The 20,178-nt window shown below is 62.4% G+C and carries 16 protein-coding genes and 1 tRNA gene; 6 read left to right on the top strand and 11 right to left on the bottom strand.

Going from position 1 to position 20,178, the window contains the following annotated elements; genetic code table 11:
* The first annotated feature begins 8 nt into the window (after positions 1-8).
* Positions 9-344 (top strand): helix-turn-helix domain-containing protein, encoded by a 336-nt coding sequence (locus tag GMST_RS19890; protein WP_183356457.1) that lies wholly within the window; start codon positions 9-11, stop codon positions 342-344.
* 77 nt (positions 345-421) lie between these two features.
* Positions 422-1,720 carry an Arm DNA-binding domain-containing protein gene (locus GMST_RS19885; RefSeq protein WP_183356456.1) on the top strand — a complete coding sequence of 433 codons (1,299 nt, stop codon included), beginning with the start codon at positions 422-424 and terminating at the stop codon, positions 1,718-1,720.
* A gap of 16 nt (positions 1,721-1,736) precedes the next feature.
* Here GMST_RS19885 and GMST_RS19880 read toward each other — a convergent pair.
* The 8 genes from GMST_RS19880 to miaB form a co-directional block, all read right to left on the bottom strand.
* Positions 1,737-1,811 (bottom strand) — tRNA-Gly (locus tag GMST_RS19880).
* Between the two features lie 59 nt (positions 1,812-1,870).
* Positions 1,871-2,173: a flagellar biosynthesis anti-sigma factor FlgM gene (gene flgM, locus GMST_RS19875; RefSeq protein ID WP_183356455.1), complete on the bottom strand. Its 303-nt coding sequence runs from the start codon at positions 2,171-2,173 to the stop codon at positions 1,871-1,873.
* A 60-nt stretch (positions 2,174-2,233) separates the two neighbouring features.
* Complete coding sequence (locus GMST_RS19870) at positions 2,234-2,923, bottom strand: HAD family hydrolase (protein ID WP_183356454.1); 690 nt, start codon at positions 2,921-2,923, stop codon at positions 2,234-2,236.
* Between the two features lie 99 nt (positions 2,924-3,022).
* Positions 3,023-4,573 carry a glutamine-hydrolyzing GMP synthase gene (gene guaA / locus GMST_RS19865; RefSeq protein ID WP_183356453.1) on the bottom strand — a complete coding sequence of 517 codons (1,551 nt, stop codon included), beginning with the start codon at positions 4,571-4,573 and terminating at the stop codon, positions 3,023-3,025.
* 221 nt (positions 4,574-4,794) lie between these two features.
* On the bottom strand, positions 4,795-6,264 hold the full coding sequence (gene guaB, locus GMST_RS19860; RefSeq protein ID WP_183356452.1) for an IMP dehydrogenase: 1,470 nt from the start codon (positions 6,262-6,264) through the stop codon (positions 4,795-4,797).
* Between the two features lie 424 nt (positions 6,265-6,688).
* Positions 6,689-7,759, bottom strand: coding sequence for a M42 family metallopeptidase (locus GMST_RS19855; RefSeq protein ID WP_183356451.1), 1,071 nt, complete (start codon positions 7,757-7,759; stop codon positions 6,689-6,691).
* A 454-nt stretch (positions 7,760-8,213) separates the two neighbouring features.
* Positions 8,214-8,714: a bifunctional nuclease family protein gene (locus tag GMST_RS19850; RefSeq protein WP_183356450.1), complete on the bottom strand. Its 501-nt coding sequence runs from the start codon at positions 8,712-8,714 to the stop codon at positions 8,214-8,216.
* Positions 8,715-8,889: 175 nt separating this feature from the next.
* The gene (gene miaB / locus GMST_RS19845; protein ID WP_183356449.1) at positions 8,890-10,209 is read right to left on the bottom strand and encodes a tRNA (N6-isopentenyl adenosine(37)-C2)-methylthiotransferase MiaB; all 1,320 of its coding nucleotides are present in this window, start codon (positions 10,207-10,209) and stop codon (positions 8,890-8,892) included.
* 297 nt (positions 10,210-10,506) lie between these two features.
* Here miaB and GMST_RS19840 point away from each other — a divergent pair, with 297 nt between their 5' ends.
* The 4 genes from GMST_RS19840 to rpsT all read left to right on the top strand — a co-directional run bounded on the left by GMST_RS19840 (position 10,507) and on the right by rpsT (position 14,863).
* Positions 10,507-12,159, top strand: coding sequence for a DUF3373 domain-containing protein (locus tag GMST_RS19840; RefSeq protein ID WP_183356448.1), 1,653 nt, complete (start codon positions 10,507-10,509; stop codon positions 12,157-12,159).
* Between the two features lie 112 nt (positions 12,160-12,271).
* Complete coding sequence (locus GMST_RS19835) at positions 12,272-12,598, top strand: hypothetical protein (protein ID WP_183356447.1); 327 nt, start codon at positions 12,272-12,274, stop codon at positions 12,596-12,598.
* Positions 12,599-12,746: 148 nt separating this feature from the next.
* Positions 12,747-14,138: a multiheme c-type cytochrome gene (locus GMST_RS19830; RefSeq protein ID WP_183356446.1), complete on the top strand. Its 1,392-nt coding sequence runs from the start codon at positions 12,747-12,749 to the stop codon at positions 14,136-14,138.
* Positions 14,139-14,599: 461 nt separating this feature from the next.
* Entirely contained in the window at positions 14,600-14,863 is a 264-nt protein-coding gene (gene rpsT, locus GMST_RS19825; RefSeq protein WP_183356445.1) for a 30S ribosomal protein S20, read from the top strand.
* 269 nt (positions 14,864-15,132) lie between these two features.
* On the opposite strand, the gene GMST_RS19820 is transcribed toward rpsT, so the two are convergent.
* The 3 genes from GMST_RS19820 to GMST_RS19810 form a co-directional block, all read right to left on the bottom strand.
* The gene (locus GMST_RS19820; RefSeq protein WP_246399932.1) at positions 15,133-15,369 is read right to left on the bottom strand and encodes a hypothetical protein; all 237 of its coding nucleotides are present in this window, start codon (positions 15,367-15,369) and stop codon (positions 15,133-15,135) included.
* Positions 15,370-15,592: 223 nt separating this feature from the next.
* Complete coding sequence (locus GMST_RS19815) at positions 15,593-18,076, bottom strand: molybdopterin-dependent oxidoreductase (protein ID WP_183356444.1); 2,484 nt, start codon at positions 18,074-18,076, stop codon at positions 15,593-15,595.
* A gap of 57 nt (positions 18,077-18,133) precedes the next feature.
* Positions 18,134-20,152 carry an FAD-dependent oxidoreductase gene (locus GMST_RS19810; protein ID WP_183356443.1) on the bottom strand — a complete coding sequence of 673 codons (2,019 nt, stop codon included), beginning with the start codon at positions 20,150-20,152 and terminating at the stop codon, positions 18,134-18,136.
* Between the last annotated feature and the right edge of the window lie 26 nt (positions 20,153-20,178).

The raw sequence follows: 20,178 nt of genomic DNA, 5'->3' as shown, positions 1-20,178 counted from the left end.
GTCCTACGATGGCAACTGACACCCAGGCATCGGAAGTTCTTACCATTGAACAGTTTGCAGCACGGATGCAGGTATCACGGGCCACTGTCTTCGGCTGGCTGAAGAAAGGGGTTTTGCGGGAGGGTGTCCATTACTTCCGACTAGGCCGAATCCTCCGGCTCTGCTGGCGTGAGGGGCTTTTTCTCAACAGCCAGCAGAGGCCGACCACAGAGGATAATGGCCTAGCAGCTCCGGTGCCAGTGCCACGAAGCGAGCAAGATTCTCAGCGAGGCGAAGCCTCGGTCAACAGCCCGCCTCTGACTTTCGGCCGGGGCGCAGTCCCGGCCATCAACCTCGACTATTGATTATGAGATGAAATGCCGGTATTCTCCGCGACGGACTTAGACACACTGAGGGGAGGGTAACGCCATGAGGACATAACATGAAGATTAAAAAAGGCAATCTTGCGATGGAAACACCTGTGAAGCAAACCGGAGCCGTCAAGCGGCGCAAAGGCTCGAAAAAGCTCTACGTCGATTTCTACTATTTCGGGCAGCGGATCACCCGAACCACCGATCTCGACGACACACCGGCCAATGAAAGAAAGGTTCGCGGCTTCCTGAGCAGGATCGCGGAGCGGATCGAAGACGGCACCTTCAAGTTTGCCGAGGCATTCCCCGGAGCAACTGAGCAGGAGAAGGCACACTTCACCCAGTTGGAGGGGCGAGAGTACCGGCCCGAACCTCATCAGGTGCTTTTCGGCCAGTATGCGAAGGAATGGATGGAGACGATATATCCCTCCTTCAGCTCGCCGACCAAGCGGAACGACTACCGCGAAGCGATAGAGACGAAGATCCTCCCCCACTTCCGAAACGTCTCTTTCTACCAGATCACCAGCACCACGGTTTTCAAATTTACCGACTCCCTTCTCTGTACACGGGGGGAGAACAAAGGGAAACCACTCTCAACGGCCAGGAAAATGAATATCCTTATGCCGTTTAGGGCGATCTGGAACGATGCCTGCGATCATTACCGGTGGGTGCTGAAGAGTCCCTTCGACAACCTGAAAAAGAGGCTGTCAAAGACCGAGAAGAAAGAGCATGTCGTCATTCGCTTTGGTGAATGGCTCCGCTTCCTGGACCACCTGGAAGAGTATTACCGGCCCATAGCAGAGTTCATGATCCTGACGGGGATGATCCCTTCCGAGATGGGGGGCCTGAGAAAAGAGGATATCTCAGGAGACTACGTGAACGTCTCCAGCTCTTTTGTATTGGGCCAGGACAAGAAGAGCCTGAAAACCGCCTTCAGGAAGCGCCAAATCTTCATCACAGGGGCAATCCGGCAAAGGCTCGACGCAATCCTCAACCGCTCCGATTCTCCCTATGTCTTCACGATGGAGGACGGTGCACGCTTCAACAGCTCCCGCTTCTGCAAGATCTGGAAGAAAGGGGTGGACGCTGCCGGGATTACCTACGTCACCTCTTACTCGGCGCGGCACTCCTTCGCAGCCTGGAGCCTCCTGGTCGGCATCAATCCGCTCAGGCTCGTCAAACTCATGGGGCATGCATCGAAGCAGATGGTCTATGAAGTCTACGGGAACTACGTGGAGGGGCTGGAAGAGGACGAAGAGAGGATCTTCGACTACCTGGGGCGGGACTTCGTTATTCCAAAAAGTAAATCCCCGATTCCGTTTAGGGACAGAACCGGGGACAGTCTTGAAAGGCTCACGCTAACCGCTTGAACCTGCTGATTTTGTTTGGAGCGGGAAACGGGATTCGAACCCGCGACCTTCAGCTTGGGAAGCTGACACTCTACCACTGAGTTATTCCCGCTTAGTAGAGCGACATTAATACCGCACTTCGTGTGCGCCTGTCAATATTTTTTCTGCTGTCTAGTGGCTCGCCCCGCTGCCGGCGAACTTGGCGATCATCTTCTCGGCGATGGCGGTCGCCGGCACCTGGTAGCTGCCGCTGGCAACCTGTGCCCTGAGCTCGGCTACCCGGTCGGCCCGAAATCCCGGCTGACGCTCTGAGCTCGGGACAACCGGGATGTAGCTGGAAAGCTCGACCTTGTCTGTCCCGGACTGCGGCTTGCCCGCCGCTTCAACGGAAGCGTCCACCGGCTCAGCCTTGTCAGCCCGCCCGCTCGCCACGTAGGCAAGCCCCGATTTCTGATTCAGATCATCTATTTTCATTGCGTTTTTTACTCCCGAACGTTGGTATAGGACTATATATCGGTAACTCTCTGAGATACTTTAGCCTTTTTTCATTGCTGAATTGTTTTGTAAGAAAAGGGGGAGATCCAGCAGTGACGCAAAATCATGGACTTGGAAATCGGCCCCCGCCAACTCCTCGGGATTGCCGTAGCCGTAGCTGCAGCCAACGGTATACACGCCGGCCCCCTGCCCCGCCGCCATGTCGTTTATGCTGTCCCCCACGAGTACCGCCTCGCCGGCCGCAACCCGATACTCCTTGAGGAGGGCCAGCACCGGCTCGGGGGAGGGCTTGCGAAACGGGAAGGAGTCGGCTCCGTACACGGCGGGGAGCAGACCCGCCAGGCCGAGCTCGCTCAAAACCTCGCGGCAGAGCGCCACGTTCTTGTTGGAGAGTACCACCAGCGGAAAGCCGCGCCGGGAGAGCTCCTCGAGGGTCTCGGCAACGCCCGGATAGGGACGGGTCTTGTCGACGATGTGGGCCAGGTTGTAGCCCAGGTAGCGCTCGAGCGCCTCGTCGATCTCGCGGGACCCCGCATCGGGCAGGGCGCGCTCGATGAGGGAGCGGGCCCCCTTCCCCACCAAAAGCCGCACCTCGTCGAGGTCGAGCGCCCCCTTGCCGAAGTCCCGCCGCACGTGGTTCACCGCGTCGGCGATGTCGGGGAGCGAATGGATGAGCGTTCCGTCCAGATCGAAGATGATCAGTTTTATCGGGCCGAAGGTCTCGGACACGCGGAATCCCCCCTATACGCGAAAACGCGGCAACCGCCCCGGGGGACGGTTACCGCGAGTTTCTGTGCAATTATTGAACCCCGCCAAGGGAGCAATCGCCTATTCCCACTCGATGGTTGCCGGCGGCTTCTGGCTGATGTCGTAGGCCACGCGGTTCACGCCCTTCACCTCGTTGATGATTCTCGAGGAAATACTGCCGAGTAGCTCGTAGGGGAGCTTGACCCAGTCGGCGGTCATGCCGTCCAGGGAGTTCACCGCGCGCAGTACGCAGGTGTACTCGTAGGTGCGGGCGTCGCCCATGACGCCTACGGTCTTCACCGGCAAGAGTACGGCAAATGACTGCCAGATGTCGCGATATAGCCCGGCCTTGCGGATCTCGTCGATGACGATGGCGTCGGCCTCGCGCAGGATGTCGAGTTTCTCGGGGGAGAGCTCGCCGATGCAGCGGATGGCGAGACCCGGGCCCGGGAAGGGCTGACGGTAGACCATCTCGTCGGGCATGCCGAGTTCCTTGCCCAGGAGCCTGACCTCGTCCTTGAACAGTTCGCGCACCGGCTCGAGGAGCTTCAGGTTCATCTTCTCGGGGAGCCCGCCCACGTTGTGGTGGCTCTTGATGACCGCGGAGGGCCCCTTGGTGGAGACCGACTCGATCACGTCCGGGTAGAGGGTCCCCTGCGCCAGGTAGTCGACCTGGCCGAGCTTCTTCGCCTCCTCCTCGAAGAGGTAGATGAACTCGTTGCCGATGATCTTGCGCTTTTGCTCGGGATCGGAGATGCCGGTCAGCTTGTCGAGGAAGCGGTCGGTGGCCTCGACGTGCTGCAGGTTGATCTTGAAGTGCTTGGTGAAGAGGTTCACCACCTTCTCGGCCTCGCCCTTGCGCAAAAGCCCGTTGTTCACGAAGACGCAGTGCAGCTGGTCGCCGATCGCCTTGTGGATCAGGACCGCGACGACCGCGGAGTCCACGCCGCCGGAGAGGGCGCAGAGCACCTTGCCGGTCCCCACCTTCTCGCGGATCGTGGCGATCTCGGTCTCGATGAAGTTGGCCATGGTCCAGGTCGGCTTGCTCCCGCAGATGTTGAACAGGAAGTTGCCGATCATCTCGTCGCCGCGCGGGGTGTGCACCACCTCGGGGTGGAACTGCACGCCGAAGAAGTTGCGCTTCTCGTCCTTCATGGCAGCCACCGGGCACCCCTCGGTGTGGGCCATGAGGCTGAACCCCTTGGGCATCTCCTCGATCCGGTCGCCGTGGGACATCCAGACCTCGGCACCCCCCTCGAAGCCGGCGAAGATCTCGCTCTTGCCGTCGAGGACGAGGGTGGCGCGGCCGAACTCGCGCTTGTCGCAGCGCTCGACGCGCCCCCCGAGCTGCTGGGTCATGAGCTGCATCCCGTAGCAGATGCCGAGGACGGGGATCCCCAGGTCGTAGATCCCGAGGTCCGAGTGCGGCGCGTCCTTGTCGTAGACCGAGGAGGGGCCGCCGGAGAGGATGATCCCCTTGGGCCCGAAGGCCTTGATCTTCTCGAGCGCCATGTTGTAGGGGTGGATCTCGCAGTAGACGCTCTGCTCGCGCACGCGCCGGGCGATGAGCTGGGTCACCTGGGAGCCGAAGTCGAGGATCAGGACCTTCTCGGAATGGATGTCGATTGTCATAGATAATTCCTTTTGGAAAAACGTTAAAAGCCTAACCACAGCGTGAGGCCGGGGCAGGCTTTGCCAATCTAAAAAATCAGAAGCGTAATCACAGAGGACACCGAGGAAAGACGGGAGGAACACAGGGTAAAGCAAAGACCGGTGGGTTACCCCTTAAAGCCTTCCTCTGTGTACCTCGCCTCTTCCTCCGTGTCCTCTGTGGTAGATGCCTTGTTACCTTGTTATTTTTCCACCCGGTAGTTCGGGGCTTCCTGGGTGATGGTGACGTCGTGGACGTGGGACTCCTTGAGGCCCGCGCCGGTGATGCGCACGAAACGCCCGTTCTCCTGGAGCTCCTTCACGGTCTTGCAGCCGGTGTACCCCATGCCGGCCCTTAAGCCGCCCATGAGCTGGTGCACGTTGGCGGAGAGCGGTCCACGCAGCGGAACCATCCCCTCGATCCCCTCGGGGACGAGCTTCACGTCGCTGTCCACGTCGCCCTGGAAGTAGCGGTCCTTGCTCCCCTGCTTCATGGCGCCGATGGAGCCCATGCCGCGGTAGCTCTTGTAGGCGCGCCCCTGGTAGAGGATGGTGTCGCCCGGGCTCTCCTCGGTCCCCGCGAAGAGCGAGCCGATCATGACGACGTCTGCGCCGGCGGCAACGGCCTTGGTGAGGTCGCCCGAGTACTTGATGCCACCGTCGGCGATGAGCGGGATGCCGTACTTCTTGGCGACGCGGGAGCACTCGGCGATGGCGGTGATCTGCGGCACCCCGATGCCGGCGACCACGCGGGTGGTGCAGATGGAGCCCGGTCCGATGCCGACCTTGATGGCATTTACGCCGGTCTTGATGAGCGCCTCGGCGGCGGCCGCGGTGGCGATGTTGCCGGCGATCAGCTCGAGGTTCGGGAAGGTCGCCTTGATGCGCGCGATGGCATCGAGTACGCCCTGGGAGTGGCCGTGGGCGGTATCGATGACCACGACGTCGACGCCGGCCTTGACGAGCGCGTCGATGCGGGCGTCGACATCCGGGGTCGGGCCGACCGCGGCGCCGACTCTCAGGCGGCCCAGCGAGTCCTTGCAGGCGTTGGGGTACTTCTTCACCTTCTCGATGTCCTTGATGGTGATGAGACCCTTGAGGTTCTTCTCCTCGTCCACCACCAGAAGCTTCTCGACCCGGGTGTTCTTCAGATGCTCCTTGGCCTGCTCCAGGGTGGTCCCCACCGAAACGGTCACCAGGTTCCTCTTGGTCATGCGGGCGGAGATGGGGAGGTCGAGGTTGGTTTCGAAGCGCAGGTCGCGGTTGGTGAGGATGCCGACCAGTTTGCCGTTGGGCTTGGTGATGGGGACGCCGGAGATGCGGTACTTGGCCATCATGTCGAGGGCCTCGCGGATCTTCTGGTTGGGCTGCATGGTGATCGGGTCGACGATCATTCCCGATTCGCTTTTCTTGACCTTGTCGACCTCCATCGCCTGCTCGGCGATGCTGAAGTTTTTGTGGATGAAGCCGAGTCCCCCTTCCCGTGCCATGCAGATTGCCGCTCTCGACTCAGTCACCGTGTCCATCGCTGCACTCACCAGCGGGATGTTCAGCTGGATGTTTGCGGTGAGCCGTGTGGTCAGTTCGACGTCGCGAGGCAGGATGAGAGAGTGGGCCGGGAGGAGCAGTACATCGTCAAAGGTAAGGCCTTCGGGGAGGTTACTTTCTAACATTGGGGACTCCTTTATCTTGGGTGCGGCACGGGATATTAACCGAAAAATCTAGTACAGCGCGCAGACCAAGTCAACTTAAATCGGCTTAAGTGTTGAGGTTTGTACGAGCTAACGGATCGGCACGTCGCGCAGAGGCGAAGGAGGATGGGGCGTTGCGGCGTCTACGCTTTGGCACGGGGCGGCGTATACCTTTTATGGCCGACGGTGGTGCTTATTGATAAGGGCGACCGGAGTGCAGCTGCCGGCCCCCTCACCCCTGCCCTCACCCGGAGTGCGAGGGAGAGTCAGGTGCAGGCGGGAGGGCGCCGAGATCTAGCCTCTCCTCAAACCGGCTAAGGGGGACAGGCACCTGACGATGCCCGTCCCCCTTCTGCTGTTAGTCCCTGGTCCCTGCTTCTAGCCCCAGCCCCCACAGTCCCTGCCTCTACACCGGCTTGAAGCTGTCCCTATTTCCCATGCGCGCGAGGGCCGCAACGATGAGGTCGGCGGCGGCTTCCAGGTCGGCGAGGGAGAGGGTCTCGACGGGGGTGTGCATGTAGCGCAGGGGGAGCTTGACGAGGGCGGTGGCTACCCCGCCCCGCGAGATCTGCATCACGTTGGCGTCGGTTCCGGTGGCCCGGGCTATGCCGGTGTACTGGACCGGGATGCTCTCCTCGCCGGCGGTCCGGGACAGGATGTCGAAGAGGGCGTGGTTGATGTTGGGACCACGCGGCAGGATGGGCCCCTTGCCAAGCCCCACCTCGCCGTTGTGCTTCTTGTCGACGTCGGGCTGGTCGGTGGCGAAATCGACCTCGACGCAGATCCCCACGTCGGGACGCACGTTGTAACAGGAGGTGGTGCCGCCCCGCAGGCCCACTTCCTCCTGGACGGAGGAGACGCCGTAGAGATCGACGGCCAAGGGGTGCGGCAGTTCGGAGACCTTGCGCAGCACCTCGGCCACCACGAAGCTGCCAGCCTTGTCGTCGAAACCGCGCGAGGTGCAGCGGTCTCCCTGCAGGCGCTCGAGGGAATCGGCGAAGGTGATGGCATCGCCCACGCGGACCAGGGCCGCGGCCTCCTGTTTGCTGGTCGCACCGATGTCGATGTACTGGGCGTCGAGCTTGATCACGCTGTCGCGCTCTTTGGGCTCGATGAGGTGGATCGGCTTCTTGCCGACCACGCCGTTGATCGCTCCGCTTTCGGTGTGCACCCGCACCCGAAGGCCCGGGGTGATGTGCGGATCGACGCCTCCGATGGCAGAGAAGTAGAGGAAACCGTGGTCGTCAAGGTAACGCACCTGGAGGCCGATCTCATCGGAATGGCCCACCAGCATCACCTTGAGGCGCTCTTCCCCCGTCCCCTGGATGAAGCCGTAGACGTTCCCCATGACGTCGGTCGTCACTTGGGCGAACCCGTCGATATAGGAGCGGAAGACGCGCTGCGCCGGCGCTTCGTAACCGGAAGGGCTGGGCGCTTCCACTAACTTTTTCAAAAACTCGAATGATGCTTCACGCATAGGACACTCCTGAGCAGTCGGTTTTCTGGTCAAAGCATGGCTTGATTTTACGGTAATCGGAAAGAGATGTGAATGCAAAAGGGAGGGTTGTCATTAAAAAGTCGCCCGGGCGGGGTGGATCGTCTTCGCAGAGGAGGGTCGAAGTGAGAGACGCAGGGCGAATCCCCTCTGTCCCCCCTTTTGCAAAGTGGGGGACGTGACGCCGGCTGCAGAGGCTGGGCAGGGGACGTATCCTTGGGTCCTGGGCTACAGGGACTACAGGGACTACTGGGACTTCGGAAAGCTGAACGCAATCATCGCCGGTTGTTCGGGATCGGTTTTAGCTCGGTGGAGGGATGGTTTCATCAAGAGGGCAGAGTTTCACTAAGGGGACAGGCACCTGCGGCGCCAGTCCCCTTCTCGCATCTGGAGAGCCAGCCCCCTTCCGCGCACAGTGGGGACCACTCCCAGCATTTTACATCGGGTACTTGCCCAAGGTGGTGGGATCGAGCTGGTCGAGGAAGTCGATGAAACGTCGGGCGTTGGTCTCTTCGGCGATGTCGTCGCTCATGTCGAGGGTGGAGGCCTGGGCGAGCAGTTCGCTGCCCACCTGGACCGGCATCCGGTACCTGAGCGAGAGGAGCATGGCCTCGCTCACATGCACCTCGATGCGCACCTCTTCGCCACCGGCCGCGGCCAGGCGCACCGACGCGGTGAACACGCCGTCCGTCAGGCTCTCGATGACGATGCGCTCGATGTGCATCCCCAACCGCTCCATGAGGGAGCCCAAGAGATCCTTGCGCCCGTTTCTGAACGCCATCTCGCGCCCGAGGAATTCCGCTGCAAAACTCACCGACTCGGAGGTGCCGATCCAGACGGGGATGGTGTGCTTCTCGTCGGCATCTTTGAGAAGGATCATCGGAAGCTGTGCGATGGAATCGAGCGCGAACCCGAAGACTTTCATCTCGATGTACATACCTGCTACCTCCCCTTCGACGCTTCAGCAGCCCTTGCGCACAACCTGCATCGAGAGACGCTGCAACGAGCCTCGCGGACTCGAATGCCTCAGACGGCGCAAGGAATTCTGAAGAACATAGTGGCCACAACGAGGCTCAACATACTGGAAAAAACCAAGAGAACCGCCCGACCGGCTAGAGCGGCTCCGCCTTGAGGAGGGTCTGCAGCCCTTCCACGACCTTCACCTTAACGAGCTCTCCGGCCAGGGCTTCGTCACCGTCCAGGAGGGTCGCACGGTTGCCGCCGGTGCGGCCGAACAGACACTCGCCCGAGCTGCTCGGCCCCTCAACAAGCACTTCTTGCACGGTCCCCACCAGGCTCTGGTTGCGCTCGAGGGTCACCTTTTTCTGCAGGGCCTGGAGGCGCTCGAGGCGGGCCTGCTTCTCGGCGGGGTCGGTGGCGTCGGGCAGGTCGGCCGCGGCGGTGCCGGGACGGGCCGAGTAGATGAAGGAGAAAAGATCGGCGTAGGTAACTTCCTGCATGAGGTCCAGGGTCGCCTGGAAATCCGCCTCGGTTTCGCCGGGGAAGCCGACGATCATGTCGCCGGTGAACTGGATTTCCGGGCAGGCCTTCTTGAGCGCGGACACCTTGGCGAGGTACTGCCCGGCCGTGTAACCGCGGTTCATCGCCTTGAGCACCCTGTCGCTTCCGGACTGGGCCGGCAGGTGGATGTGAGGCGCCAGCTTGGGGATCTCTGCGAAGCAGTCGATGAGACGCTGGGACATGTCTTTGGGATGCGAGGTGGTGAAGCGCAGCCGCTTAACCCCGTCGATCTCCGCCACCAGCCTCAGCAGGTCGGCGAAATCGGGCTCACCCGGGTTCTTCGCGGCGTACGAGTTGACGTTCTGCCCCAAAAGCGTGACCTCGGTGACGCCGGAAGCGGTGAGCTGCCGCACCTCGTCCACGATCTTCGCGGCGCTGCGGCTGATCTCGCGGCCACGCACGTGCGGCACGATGCAGTAGGCGCAGAAGTTGTCGCACCCCTGCATGACGGTCACGAAACGCGAGACGCTCCCTTCGCGCCCGTGCGGGAGAAAAAGGTCGAAGCGGGCCTCGTCGTCGATGAAGTCGGTCGCCGAACTGCGCCGCCCCTCCTCGGCGCCGCGCACCATGTCCTGCAACTGGTGCAGGTTGTGCGTCCCGAAGACCAGGTTCACAAAGGGAGCGCGCTTCAGGAGCTTCTCGCCCTCCTGCTGCGCTACGCACCCCCCTACCCCGATGATCAGCCCGGGCCTCGACTCCTTGAGCGACTTGAACTTCCCGAGGTGGCCGTACACCTTCTGCTCGGCCTTCGCCCGGATGCTGCAGGTGTTCAAAAGGATCAGGTCGGCCTGCGCCGAGTCCTTGGTCTCGACATAGCCGATCCCCTGCATGAGCCCCACTATCTTCTCTGAATCACTGACGTTCATCTGGCACCCGAAGGTCTCCAGATAGAGTTTCTTCTGCATATCCACCTGTTTTTCCTGACTTTAAATTGCTGAATAGTATGCATATCGGCGCCGTTACGTCAACAGCTAAAACCCAGGGCGGAATCTCTGTATCACCGGGTCATCACTGTGGTGATACAAATCAAACACTATCCCATAATCCTTACGGTCATATATATAAAAAAACATATTGACAGGTGTTGCGTTCAGGCATAAAGTTCGCGCGGGTTATGTCATGAAATGTTAACGTCCGAGCCGACTGCAGCGGCCGGATCACGGCTCCCTGGGCCAACGGGGTGCCGATACCTACGCACAGGGGGGAACATGAAAGTATCTCGGAGTAATACGACAGCGGTTGCGCTGCTGCTGGCCCTAGGCCTGCCAGCCGGCGCCTGGGCGGACGAGCAGGCCATGCAGCAAAAGATCAACGACCTGACCCGCAAGGTCGAGCGGCTGGAGGAGAAGACCCTCAGCAAGTGGCTCACCATCGGCGGGGACTACCGCTTTCGCTTCGACTCGCTGAAAGGCGAGACCAAGGCCTACACCGACGTCAACAAGACCTTTGCCAACGCGCAAGCCTTCATGAACAACGGGTTTCTTACCGACCCGGTCAACTTCGGCCCGCAGGTCGCCGCCTTCTCCACCTTCTCGAACCAGATGAGGCAGGTCCGCACCTACCAGGGCGCCAACGCATTCCTGGGCGCGAACCAGGCCATGGCCGGCCAGCTGCTGAACTTCGCGCAGCAGGTGCCGGCCTACAAGCCGAACAACGACTCGATCTACACCAACCGGCTTGGGGTCGACCTGCACGCCAAGGCGACCAAGGACGTGACGGTCAACATCCGGCTTCTGGCCTACAAGACCTTCGGATCCCAGGACCCTTCGGCGGTGACCAACAACGGTGACACCCCCTTCTTCGCCGACCGCGTCGGCGTCTTCGACGGCACCCTGGGGCACGTCCCCTCGACGAGCCTTCTGAACGTGGACCGAGCCTATGCCACTTGGTCCAACATCGCTGACCAGCCGATCTGGTTCTCGGTCGGGCGCCGTCCCTCCACCAACGGCGACCCCTCGCAGCTGCGCCAGAACACCGAGCGCCCGGGTAACGGCGGCACCCCGGCACTGCTGGTCGACTACGCCTTCGACGGCATGACCATCGGCTGGGCTCCGGACATCGATGCGCTCCCCGGCGCCTACGCAAAAATCTGCTACGGCCGCGGCTTCGAGAGCGGCTTTGAGACCCCGAGCAACTCCCTGAACGACACAGATATGCTGGGGGTCGCCGTGATCCCGATCGACACCGACCCGCTCAGGGTCTGGCTGCAGTGGAACCGCGGCTTCGGCATCTTCGACTTCCCGACCATGCGCGATACCGCATTCGGCAACACCTCGCCCTCGGTGGAACTTGGCGACATCGACTGGTACGGCGTGGGGACCACCAGCACCTTCAAGAACATAGGCCCCGGCAAGCTGAACTTCTTCGCCAACCTGGGGATGAGCGTCACCCACCCCAACGACAACGTCTCGGCCAACGCCGGGTTCCAGGGCCTGATGACCGGCAGCTTCTTCCGCCCCGAGGCACCCTCCAGCAAGACCGGCTGGGCCGGCTACCTGGGCGCGCGCTACGACTACGAGCCGACCAACACGAAGCTCGGCGTCGAGTACAACCACGGCTCCAAAAACTGGATCACCTTCGCCCCGGCGGCCGACGACATCTGGACCTCCAAGCTGGGGACCCGCGGCAACGTCTACGAGACCTACCTGATCCAGGAACTGAACCTGAAACCGATCTCCTCGCACCTCTCCAAGGCCTTCGTCAAGGTGGGGTACCAGTACTACGACTTCGAGTACACCGGGAGCAACAACTGGGTCGGCGCACCGGTGAAGGTCGCCGACGTGCAGCCTGGCGACATGATGCTGCTCACCCCGCTTAAAAACGCACAGGACATCTACTTCACCTTCGAGGTGAAATTCTAAAAGAGGCCGGCCGACGGCGGGAGGATCACCTCCCGCCGTCACAGCAGCGTTGCAGCCCGGCGCCGGGGTGATACCCTTCCCTCCAGCGCACCGCACAAAGGAGAGTTCGACCATGAAAAACGCATTGGCACTGGTAGCAGTACTGGCACTTCTCGCGGTTTCCGTCATCGGTTTCAGCGGCACGGCCCAGGCAGAGGAGATCAAGATGGTGGGGGTGATCACCAAGATCGAGATCGCCGGCAAGGACGCCAAGACCGCCACCGCCACCTTGAAGGACAACAAGACCGAGAACCTGGTGGTGATCACGGTGAACGACGACCTGACCCTGGACAAGTTCAAGGACCACCGGATCCAGGAAGGGGACGAGATCCGCTGCAAGTACGAGGTGATCGACGGCAAGAACGTGTCGAAGTTCTTCCGCAAGACCGCCGGTTGCTAGCCGGCCAGCGCCCCCGTCACGCTGTAGCTCCCCCGGAACTGCAGCGTTTTTTTGGCGCACAAACATTCAATAATATGAATTCAACAACCAATCGATTTGCGGCGGAGCCCGGGTCCGGGCATCAGCAGCCCGAGGGAGAGAAAGGCAGATGAAGAGTTCAGTATCGGTTGCAGCAGTTTTGTTAGCGCTTGGACTGGCGGCGCTGCCGGCGCGGGGAGCGGAACATCCCGGCAAGGAAGCGCTGGAGAAAAATGGCTACCACGGCCCGGAGTCGTGCGAGGAGTGCCACCCGGGGACGGCCGCAGCGTTCCTGGAGACGGTTCACTGGAAGCACGCCTCCAAGGTGAGCAATGTCGAGGGGCTCGACCCCAACAAAGAGTACGGCATGAAAAACCGCATCTACGTGATGTGCAACGGCAACGACATCGTCAACAACCTGAAGGAGATCCCCAAAAGCCCGGAGACCGGCAAGACCAAGTTCTCCGGCTGCAACACCTGCCACCCGGGTAACCACTTAAGCGACGTAGCGAGCACCGGGCCCGAGGCGCAGAAAGCGGTGGACTGCCTGGTCTGCCACTCGAGCGACTACGACTTCAGGCAGCGCAAACCGTACAAGGACGCCGAGGGGCGCGTGGTCATGGGGCAGGACCGCAGCACCAAGGCGGCGCTCGCCATCTCCAAGCCGACCGTGAAGAACTGCATGGTCTGCCACGAGGCGGCCGGCGGCGGGGTGGTGGTGAAAAGGGGCTTCTCGTTCACCAAGGAGACCGATGCCCATGCCGCCAAGGGGATGGTCTGCGTCGACTGCCATAAGGCCAAGAACCACCGGATGCCGACCGGCCTGGATCCCAACAACTGGGCGACCGACGGCCTGCTGGTGAGCTGTGCCGACACCTCCTGCCATGGCGCGAAACCGCACAAGGACGCGGACCTGAACCGGCACACCGCGCGCATCGCCTGCCAGACCTGTCACATCCCGCGCACCGGCGGGGCCTTCGCCAAGGACTTCACGGTCTGGGAGCAGGGAAGCGACAAGTTCTACGAGCCGACCACCCTGAAGAAGGAGGCGAACGAGACCACGCCGGTCTACGCCTGGTACAACGGCACGGTGAAGAACACGCCGCACTTCATCGGCCCCAAGGGGAGCCGCCAGGACGGCAAGAGCAGGATCACCCCCTTCAAGATCTTCCAGGGTAAGGCGTACTTCGAGGCGAAAACAGGCAACCTCCTCTCCATGGACTTCGCTCCCCCGATGGCAAACGGGGACACCCGCGCCGGCGTGGCCTCGGCAGCACGCACCCTGGGGATGAAGGACCCGGAGCAGGTCGCCAAGAACGCCGTCCCCGGCTGGCAGACCATCTACTTCGGCAGCAACCACCTGGTGACGAAGAGCAAGTCGCTCTCCTGCGCCAACTGTCACGCCCCCAACGGGGTGCTGAACTTCAAGGACCTGGGGTACAGCGACGCCGAGATCGTCAAACTGACCACCCCGGAGCTGTACCTTAAAAAGCTGGTCGAGAAGCAGAAAGAGGAGTGGTAGCGTTTCACCCTCGCCCTCCGGCCCCTCCCCCGGCTGCTGTTCCCGTTCAGCGGTCGGGACGGAGGGCGAGGTTTTTTTATCGAGGCCGCACAAAGGACGCGCCGCCTGTTCCCAAGGAAAGGGTGCACGACTTCGCGGCGACGCCCTCAGCGTCACAGCAGCCAGAGCAGCTTGGCAGCGGCGGCCGGGCTGCCCTTCTCCCGGGGGACGAGGGACTTCCGGTCTCCCACGAAACAGCGAATCCCGGGGAGTTGCCGTGGAGGGTGCCGCGGAACATGACTGAGCCGGAGAAAGTACTGGAAATGGTGGAGAAGTCGTGCTAAGGTGGGCAGCTTCCTGCGAAGGTTCACACTTTTTCCGCGTCCGATGGATTTCCGCTTGACACCAGACTTACCACGGTGCTATAAGTTTAACTTTCCAAAAATCTCACAGCTCTACTTTAAATACACCGGAGGTGCAGTTTGGCAAACCATAAATCGGCAATCAAAAGGATCAAGCAGACCGCGAAAAGGACCGAGCGTAACAAGCACGAGCGTTCCACTCTGCGCACCTTCATCAAGCGCGTTCGCGAAGCTGTCGCCAGCAAGGACCAGGCGGCTGCCCAGGCGGCTCTGGCCGTAGCGATTCCCGTCATCGACGGCGCTGCTACCAAGGGGATCATCCACTCCTCGAATGCTTCCCGCAACGTTTCGCGTCTGACCAAACTGGTCAACACCCTGGGCTAATCCCGGTTCGGCGACGCAACGTGGAACTCCTGCCTCAGGGCGGCAGTCCCCGCAGCGCCGCACAATAACCGTACAGCAACCCGACCAAGGCCTCTGTTTTTAACAGGGGCTTTTGTCGTTTGTGGAGCGGCGACGGAGAGCCTTGACGAGATCACGAAACACCAGCGCTCGAGGCCTCTGCCCCACAAAAGAAAAGCCCCACCGGTTCTCCCGGCAGGGCTTTTCTTTTTACTGCGCACTACCTATTTGTACCGCGTCCCCGGCTCGTCTTACCCCATCTTGACTGCAGACTCGTAGCGGTCGCAGGGTTGACCGGTTTTCATGCGCGGCACGTCGAGTATTGTGAAGATGGTGCAGCGCCCCTTGCTGCTCAGTTTGCAATCCGTGTAGCTGCACATGACGTAGGCGCGGTCGTTGGGGCCAGCCAGCACCTTGTCCAGTTTCTCGGCAATGTCGGCATTCTGCGCCACCGTGGAAGCCATGTACTTCAATTTATCGTCGTCCATAGTCACCGCCTCGGGTTTGTCGTCTCAAGCACTGCGGAGCGCGCCACAGCGCTTGTGACTCTACCACATCCATCACCTAATGAAATAGGAAAATACCGAAGGAATCGCCCTACGGAATCCGAGGGTGGTGCGCCCCCCCACCAAGCCTTAAGCCCCTTCCTAACAAAAAGGCCCCGCGCACGTGCCGGGGCCCCTTTTCTCGTAGCGCAGGTACCCCTCGAGATTATCCCCGCTCCACCTTTACTTCGACCAGGTTGCAGCTCCCCTTGAGCAGGGCGTTCGCGTTGAGCTCCCTGAAGTGCACCGGAGCGAAGATGAGCCCCGGCTGGAGCTTTGCGCTCACCTTCGCGCGTGCGGTGAGCGCACCGTGGGCCGAACTCACCTTAACCACGGCACCGTCGGCAACACCGAGGGCGGCGGCGTCGGCCGGGTGCAGCTCGAGGTACCCCGAGGGGGAGACCATGAGGTTGTTCTCCGAACGGGTGCTGGAGGTGCCGTTGTGGTAGCCGATGGGGCCGACCAGCAGCTGGTATTTGGGCAGCTCGCCGGCACTAGCCTTGGCCAGCGGTGCGATGGCCGCCGAACGCAGGGTCGCCGACTGCTTCACCACCTGCCCTCCCTGGGCCAGGTACCCTTTGGCGGAGCGGGCGATCTCCTCGGCCAACTCCTCGGCTCGGCTGGGCTGCTGCGTGCCGGCCAGGCGCTGGTAGAGCGCCGCGATGATCTCCAGATCCGTCTTCGCTTCGCCGGGCGCGTTCACCGCCTTTAAAAGCACCTGCACGCGATTGTCGGTGGAGGTGAAGGAACCGGACTTCTCCGCCGCTGCCGCGGCCGGTAAGACCACGTGCGCGAAGCTGAGCGATTCGCCCTCGAAGATGTCCTGCACGATGAGGAGCTCGAGCTTGGCAAGGGCCTTCCTGATCCGGGCGTTCTCCGGCAGGGCGGCGAGATCGCTCCCCAAAAGGTAGAGCGCCTTGATGCTCCCCTGCTCGATCCCCTCCACGATGCCCCAGAGGTCTTTCCCCGCGGAGGCGGCCGGCTGCTGCCCCGGGAGGAGATCCGGAGCGCCCCCCATGTCGAGGAGGCCTACCGTGTTGTTCTTTGCGTCGATCGGGAAGATCCCGCCACCGTTGCCGCTCGCAGCGCCGGTCAGGACCGCCAGGTCGGCAAGTGCGGTGACCTTGGCGGCGGCGTCGGCCGCGCGCATCAGGTCGGCGCCGAAGATGATGGCGACCCGCTCCTTGCCGGCCAGAAGCTTCCCGGCCACCCGCAGCTGCTCCTCGGTGACCCCGCTTGCCGTGGCGAGCTCGGCCAGGGTGAGCTTCGCGAGCTCGGCCTTAAGCGTCTCGCTCCCCGCGGGAAGCGGCGCCCCCACCTCGACGAGCGCCTTCATGAGCCCCTGGATCAGGAAGAGCTCGCGGCCGGGGAGGTGTTTCAGGTGCTGGTTGGAGAACTTCCTGAGCTTCACCTCGCGCATGTTGGCGAGGACCAGCTTGGCGTCGTGCTTGGTCGCCGCCTTGATCACCCGGTACTCGACCCCGGTCGCCTCGGCGTTGAGGTCGCAGCCGAAGACCAGGATGGCCTGGGCGTTGTCGATCTGATCGATGCAGGCGCTGGCTCCCGAGAAGCCGAAGCGGCGCAGGAGCTGGGCCTGGGCCGGTGCGTACCCAAGGCGCGCCTCGGAGTCGATGTTGCCGGTCCCGAGCGCCTCGCGCAGGAACTTCTGGAACAGGAAGCTCTCCTCGTTGGTGACCCTGGGGGATCCGATCCCCGCCACCGCGGCCGGGCCGTTTTGGGCCACGATCGCCTTCAGCTTCTCCGCGGCGTAATCGAGTGCGGCGTCCCAGCTGACAGGCGCAAGGGCGCCGCCCTGGCGCAATTGCGGGCGGGCCAGGCGGTCGGCGCTGGCCAGGTAGCTGTAGCCGAATCGGCCATTGATGCAGAGGTTGCCGTTGTTGAAGGTGGAGTCGTCGCTGGTGACCCGCCCTACCCGGCCGTTACGCACATGGTAGTCGATCTGGCAGCCGACGCCGCAGAAGGCGCAGATGCTCGCCACCTTCGAGAAGTCCCAGACGCGCCCCTTGAACTTGAAGGGGGCCGAGATGAGCGTCCCGGTCGGGCAGGCCTCGATGCAGTTGCCGCAGAACTCGCAGTCCAGGGGCTTGCCGTCGACGGTGTCGATGATGGTCGCCTCACCCTTGTTGACCACGTGAATGGCGTCGCAGCCGACGATCTCGTGGTCAACCTTGACGCACTTCTCGCAGAGGATGCAGCGGTTGGGATCGCTCTCCAAAAGGCGCCAGTCGTAGCGGATGGGGCGGCGCTCCAAGAGGGCCGAGAACTCCTGCCGGGCCGCCCCTTGCTCGTAGCAGGCGTCCTGCAGGCCGCACTCGCCGCCTGCGTCGCAGACCGGGCAGTCCAGCGGGTGGTTCACCAGCATGAGCTCCATGATCTTGCGGCGCAGGGTCCTCAGCTTCTCGGTGTCCGTGGACACCACGATCCCCTCTTTGACCGGCGTGTTGCAGGCGGTCATGGTGCGGTCCACCCCTTCGATCTCCACCGCGCAGATGCGGCAGGCGCCGGTGGGGGAGACCTTCTGCAGCCAGCAGAGGGTCGGGATCTTGATCCCTACGGTTGCCGCAGCATCCAGAATGGTGCTGCCGGCTTCAACCTGCACGCTCTTGCCATCAATGGTTAAGCTGACCATATAAAAACCCCAGTCTTCAGTGAAATTCGTAGAAACGGTTGCCGGACAAGGCGCCGGCTAGACGGGTACGGCGACCATGGCGACCCGGTAGCAGCGCAGGCAGCGCTCGGCCTCGCGGATCGCCTGGCTGTCGGTGAAGCCCAGCTCCACCTCGCAGTAGTTCTTGTAGCTGGCGCGCTCCCTGCCGTGGATCTCGTCCTGCTTCTCGCGGGCCGCCGAGTCGAGCCAGTCGACATGCTCGTTCTTGTCGTAGACCCCCAGGTAGGTGAGGATATCTTCCATCCGCTCGTCGTCGGTGAGGTCCACCCCCTCCCCTTCCAGGTAGCGCTGGATCACCTTGGCCGCGCGGTGGCCGCTCCCGATGCAGGCGACCACGGTGAGCGGGCCGATCTCGGCATCGCCGCCGGCGAAGACCCCGTCGCAGTTGGTGATCAGGTTACGCGACAGCGGGTTCCCCATGTTGTCCTTCAACTCCTTGCCGTCGTGACCTTTCAAGGGGACGTAGTTGGTGACCACGGTGCTCCACTTGGTGGTGTCGATCCCCGCGTCGGCCGGGATGAAGGAGAGGTCGGCGTCCTGGCCGATGGCCGGGATGATGGTGTCGCACTCGATGACGAACTCGCTCCCCGGCACCGGCTCGGGGCGGCGCCGCCCGGAGGCGTCCGGCTCGCCCATGGCCATCCGGATCAGCTCAACCCCGGTGACCTCGTTGTTCTCGTTGGCGACCACCCGGGTCGGGAGCACCTGGAACTCGAAGCGCACCCCCTCGTCGTCGGCGCCGTCCACTTCCCAGACGTCCGCCGGCATCTCTTTTCTCGAGCGGCGGTAGACCAGCACGGACTCCTCGGCACCTTCCCTCAGGGCCACGCGGACGCAGTCGATGGCGGTGTTGCCCCCCCCGACCACGAAGACCTTCTTCCCCATACCGGTGGGGAGCCCCAGGTAGACGTTGCGCAAAAAGTCGATGCCGCCGGTAAGAAAGCCCTTGTACCCCTTGTCTTCCCCCTCGACCCCCATCGGCTTGGAGCGGTGCGCGCCCGGAGCCAGGAACACGGCGGCGAACTTCTGCCTCAGCTCGTCGAGGCTTATGTCCTTGCCCACCTTGGTGTTGTAGACGATCTCCACGCCGAGGGCCTGGATGATGTCGATGTCGCGCTGCAGGAGGTTACGCGGCTGGCGGTAGGGGGGAATCCCGACGGCGACCATGCCTCCCCCTATCGGCAGCGCCTCGTAGATGGTGACCGGGTACCCCTCGAGGGCCAGGTAATAGGCGGCGGCGAGACCGGCCGGGCCGGCGCCGACCACGGCGACCTTCTTCTCCTTGCTCGGCTTGGGGACCATGGGGGGGGCGGCCTCGTGGGCCCACTCGTAATCCGAGGCGGTCCGTTTCAGGGTCATGATGCTGATCGGCTCGTCCACCTGCTTCCTGCGGCAGGCGGTCTCGCAGGGGTGCGGGCAGACCCGGCCGCAGACCGAGGGGAGCGGCATGGAGTCGCGGATCGCCTTAAGCGACTCGTCGTAGCGGTAGTCCTTGATCGCCTCGATGTAGTGCGGTATGTCGATGTGCGCCGGGCACTTGTCCATGCAGGGGGCGGTGTACTTCTCTATATAGCGGGCCTCGGAGGCGAGGCTCTTCGCGCCGCGGATGTAGTTCACGAAGGCGTCCCGGAAATAGGTCACCGCGTCGACCACCGGTACCGCGGAGCTCGGGCAGAGGGTGCACTTGGCGTTGCCGAGGATGTCGCCCACCTCGAGGATGGTGTCGAGCATCTGCTCGTTGCCGCGCCCCTCGACGACGGCCAAAAGGGCATCCATGATGACCCGGGTCCCCTTCTTCCCCGGGGTGCACTTGCCGCAGACGTACTTGGTCTGCACCCTCTTCATGTACTCGGCTACCATGGCGGGGATATCGACATCCTTGTTGTAGAGGATGATGCCGTCCCAACCGATGAAGGCGTTTAAGGGACGCACCCCGTCGTAGGTCGCGGGAAGCCTGAAACTCGCCTGCTTAGGCTCGCCACCCTTGCGGTTGTCAACTATCTCTCTGCCCCAGCTGGAAAAAACGACCTCTGCCACGTAGGCCTCCGAAATACCTTTTAAAT

It is taken from the genome of Geomonas silvestris, from assembly GCF_014193515.1.
GTDB classification, from domain to species: Bacteria; Desulfobacterota; Desulfuromonadia; order Geobacterales; family Geobacteraceae; genus Geomonas; species Geomonas silvestris.
Note: the sequence above shows the minus strand (reverse complement) of the source record. Positions and strands in the feature narration are given on the sequence as shown.

Bases quoted from the DNA above. Each gene is read 5' to 3' on its own strand.
- GMST_RS19890 (WP_183356457.1), top strand. From the start codon at position 9: ATGGCAACTGACACCCAGGCATCGGAAGTTCTTACCATTGAACAGTTT.
- GMST_RS19885 (WP_183356456.1), top strand. From the start codon at position 422: ATGAAGATTAAAAAAGGCAATCTTGCGATGGAAACACCTGTGAAGCAA.
- flgM (WP_183356455.1), bottom strand. From the start codon at position 2,173: ATGAAAATAGATGATCTGAATCAGAAATCGGGGCTTGCCTACGTGGCG.
- guaA (WP_183356453.1), bottom strand. From the start codon at position 4,573: ATGACAATCGACATCCATTCCGAGAAGGTCCTGATCCTCGACTTCGGC.
- guaB (WP_183356452.1), bottom strand. From the start codon at position 6,264: ATGTTAGAAAGTAACCTCCCCGAAGGCCTTACCTTTGACGATGTACTG.
- GMST_RS19855 (WP_183356451.1), bottom strand. From the start codon at position 7,759: ATGCGTGAAGCATCATTCGAGTTTTTGAAAAAGTTAGTGGAAGCGCCC.
- GMST_RS19850 (WP_183356450.1), bottom strand. From the start codon at position 8,714: ATGTACATCGAGATGAAAGTCTTCGGGTTCGCGCTCGATTCCATCGCA.
- GMST_RS19840 (WP_183356448.1), top strand. From the start codon at position 10,507: ATGAAAGTATCTCGGAGTAATACGACAGCGGTTGCGCTGCTGCTGGCC.
- GMST_RS19835 (WP_183356447.1), top strand. From the start codon at position 12,272: ATGAAAAACGCATTGGCACTGGTAGCAGTACTGGCACTTCTCGCGGTT.
- GMST_RS19830 (WP_183356446.1), top strand. From the start codon at position 12,747: ATGAAGAGTTCAGTATCGGTTGCAGCAGTTTTGTTAGCGCTTGGACTG.
- GMST_RS19820 (WP_246399932.1), bottom strand. From the start codon at position 15,369: ATGGACGACGATAAATTGAAGTACATGGCTTCCACGGTGGCGCAGAAT.
- GMST_RS19815 (WP_183356444.1), bottom strand. From the start codon at position 18,076: ATGGTCAGCTTAACCATTGATGGCAAGAGCGTGCAGGTTGAAGCCGGC.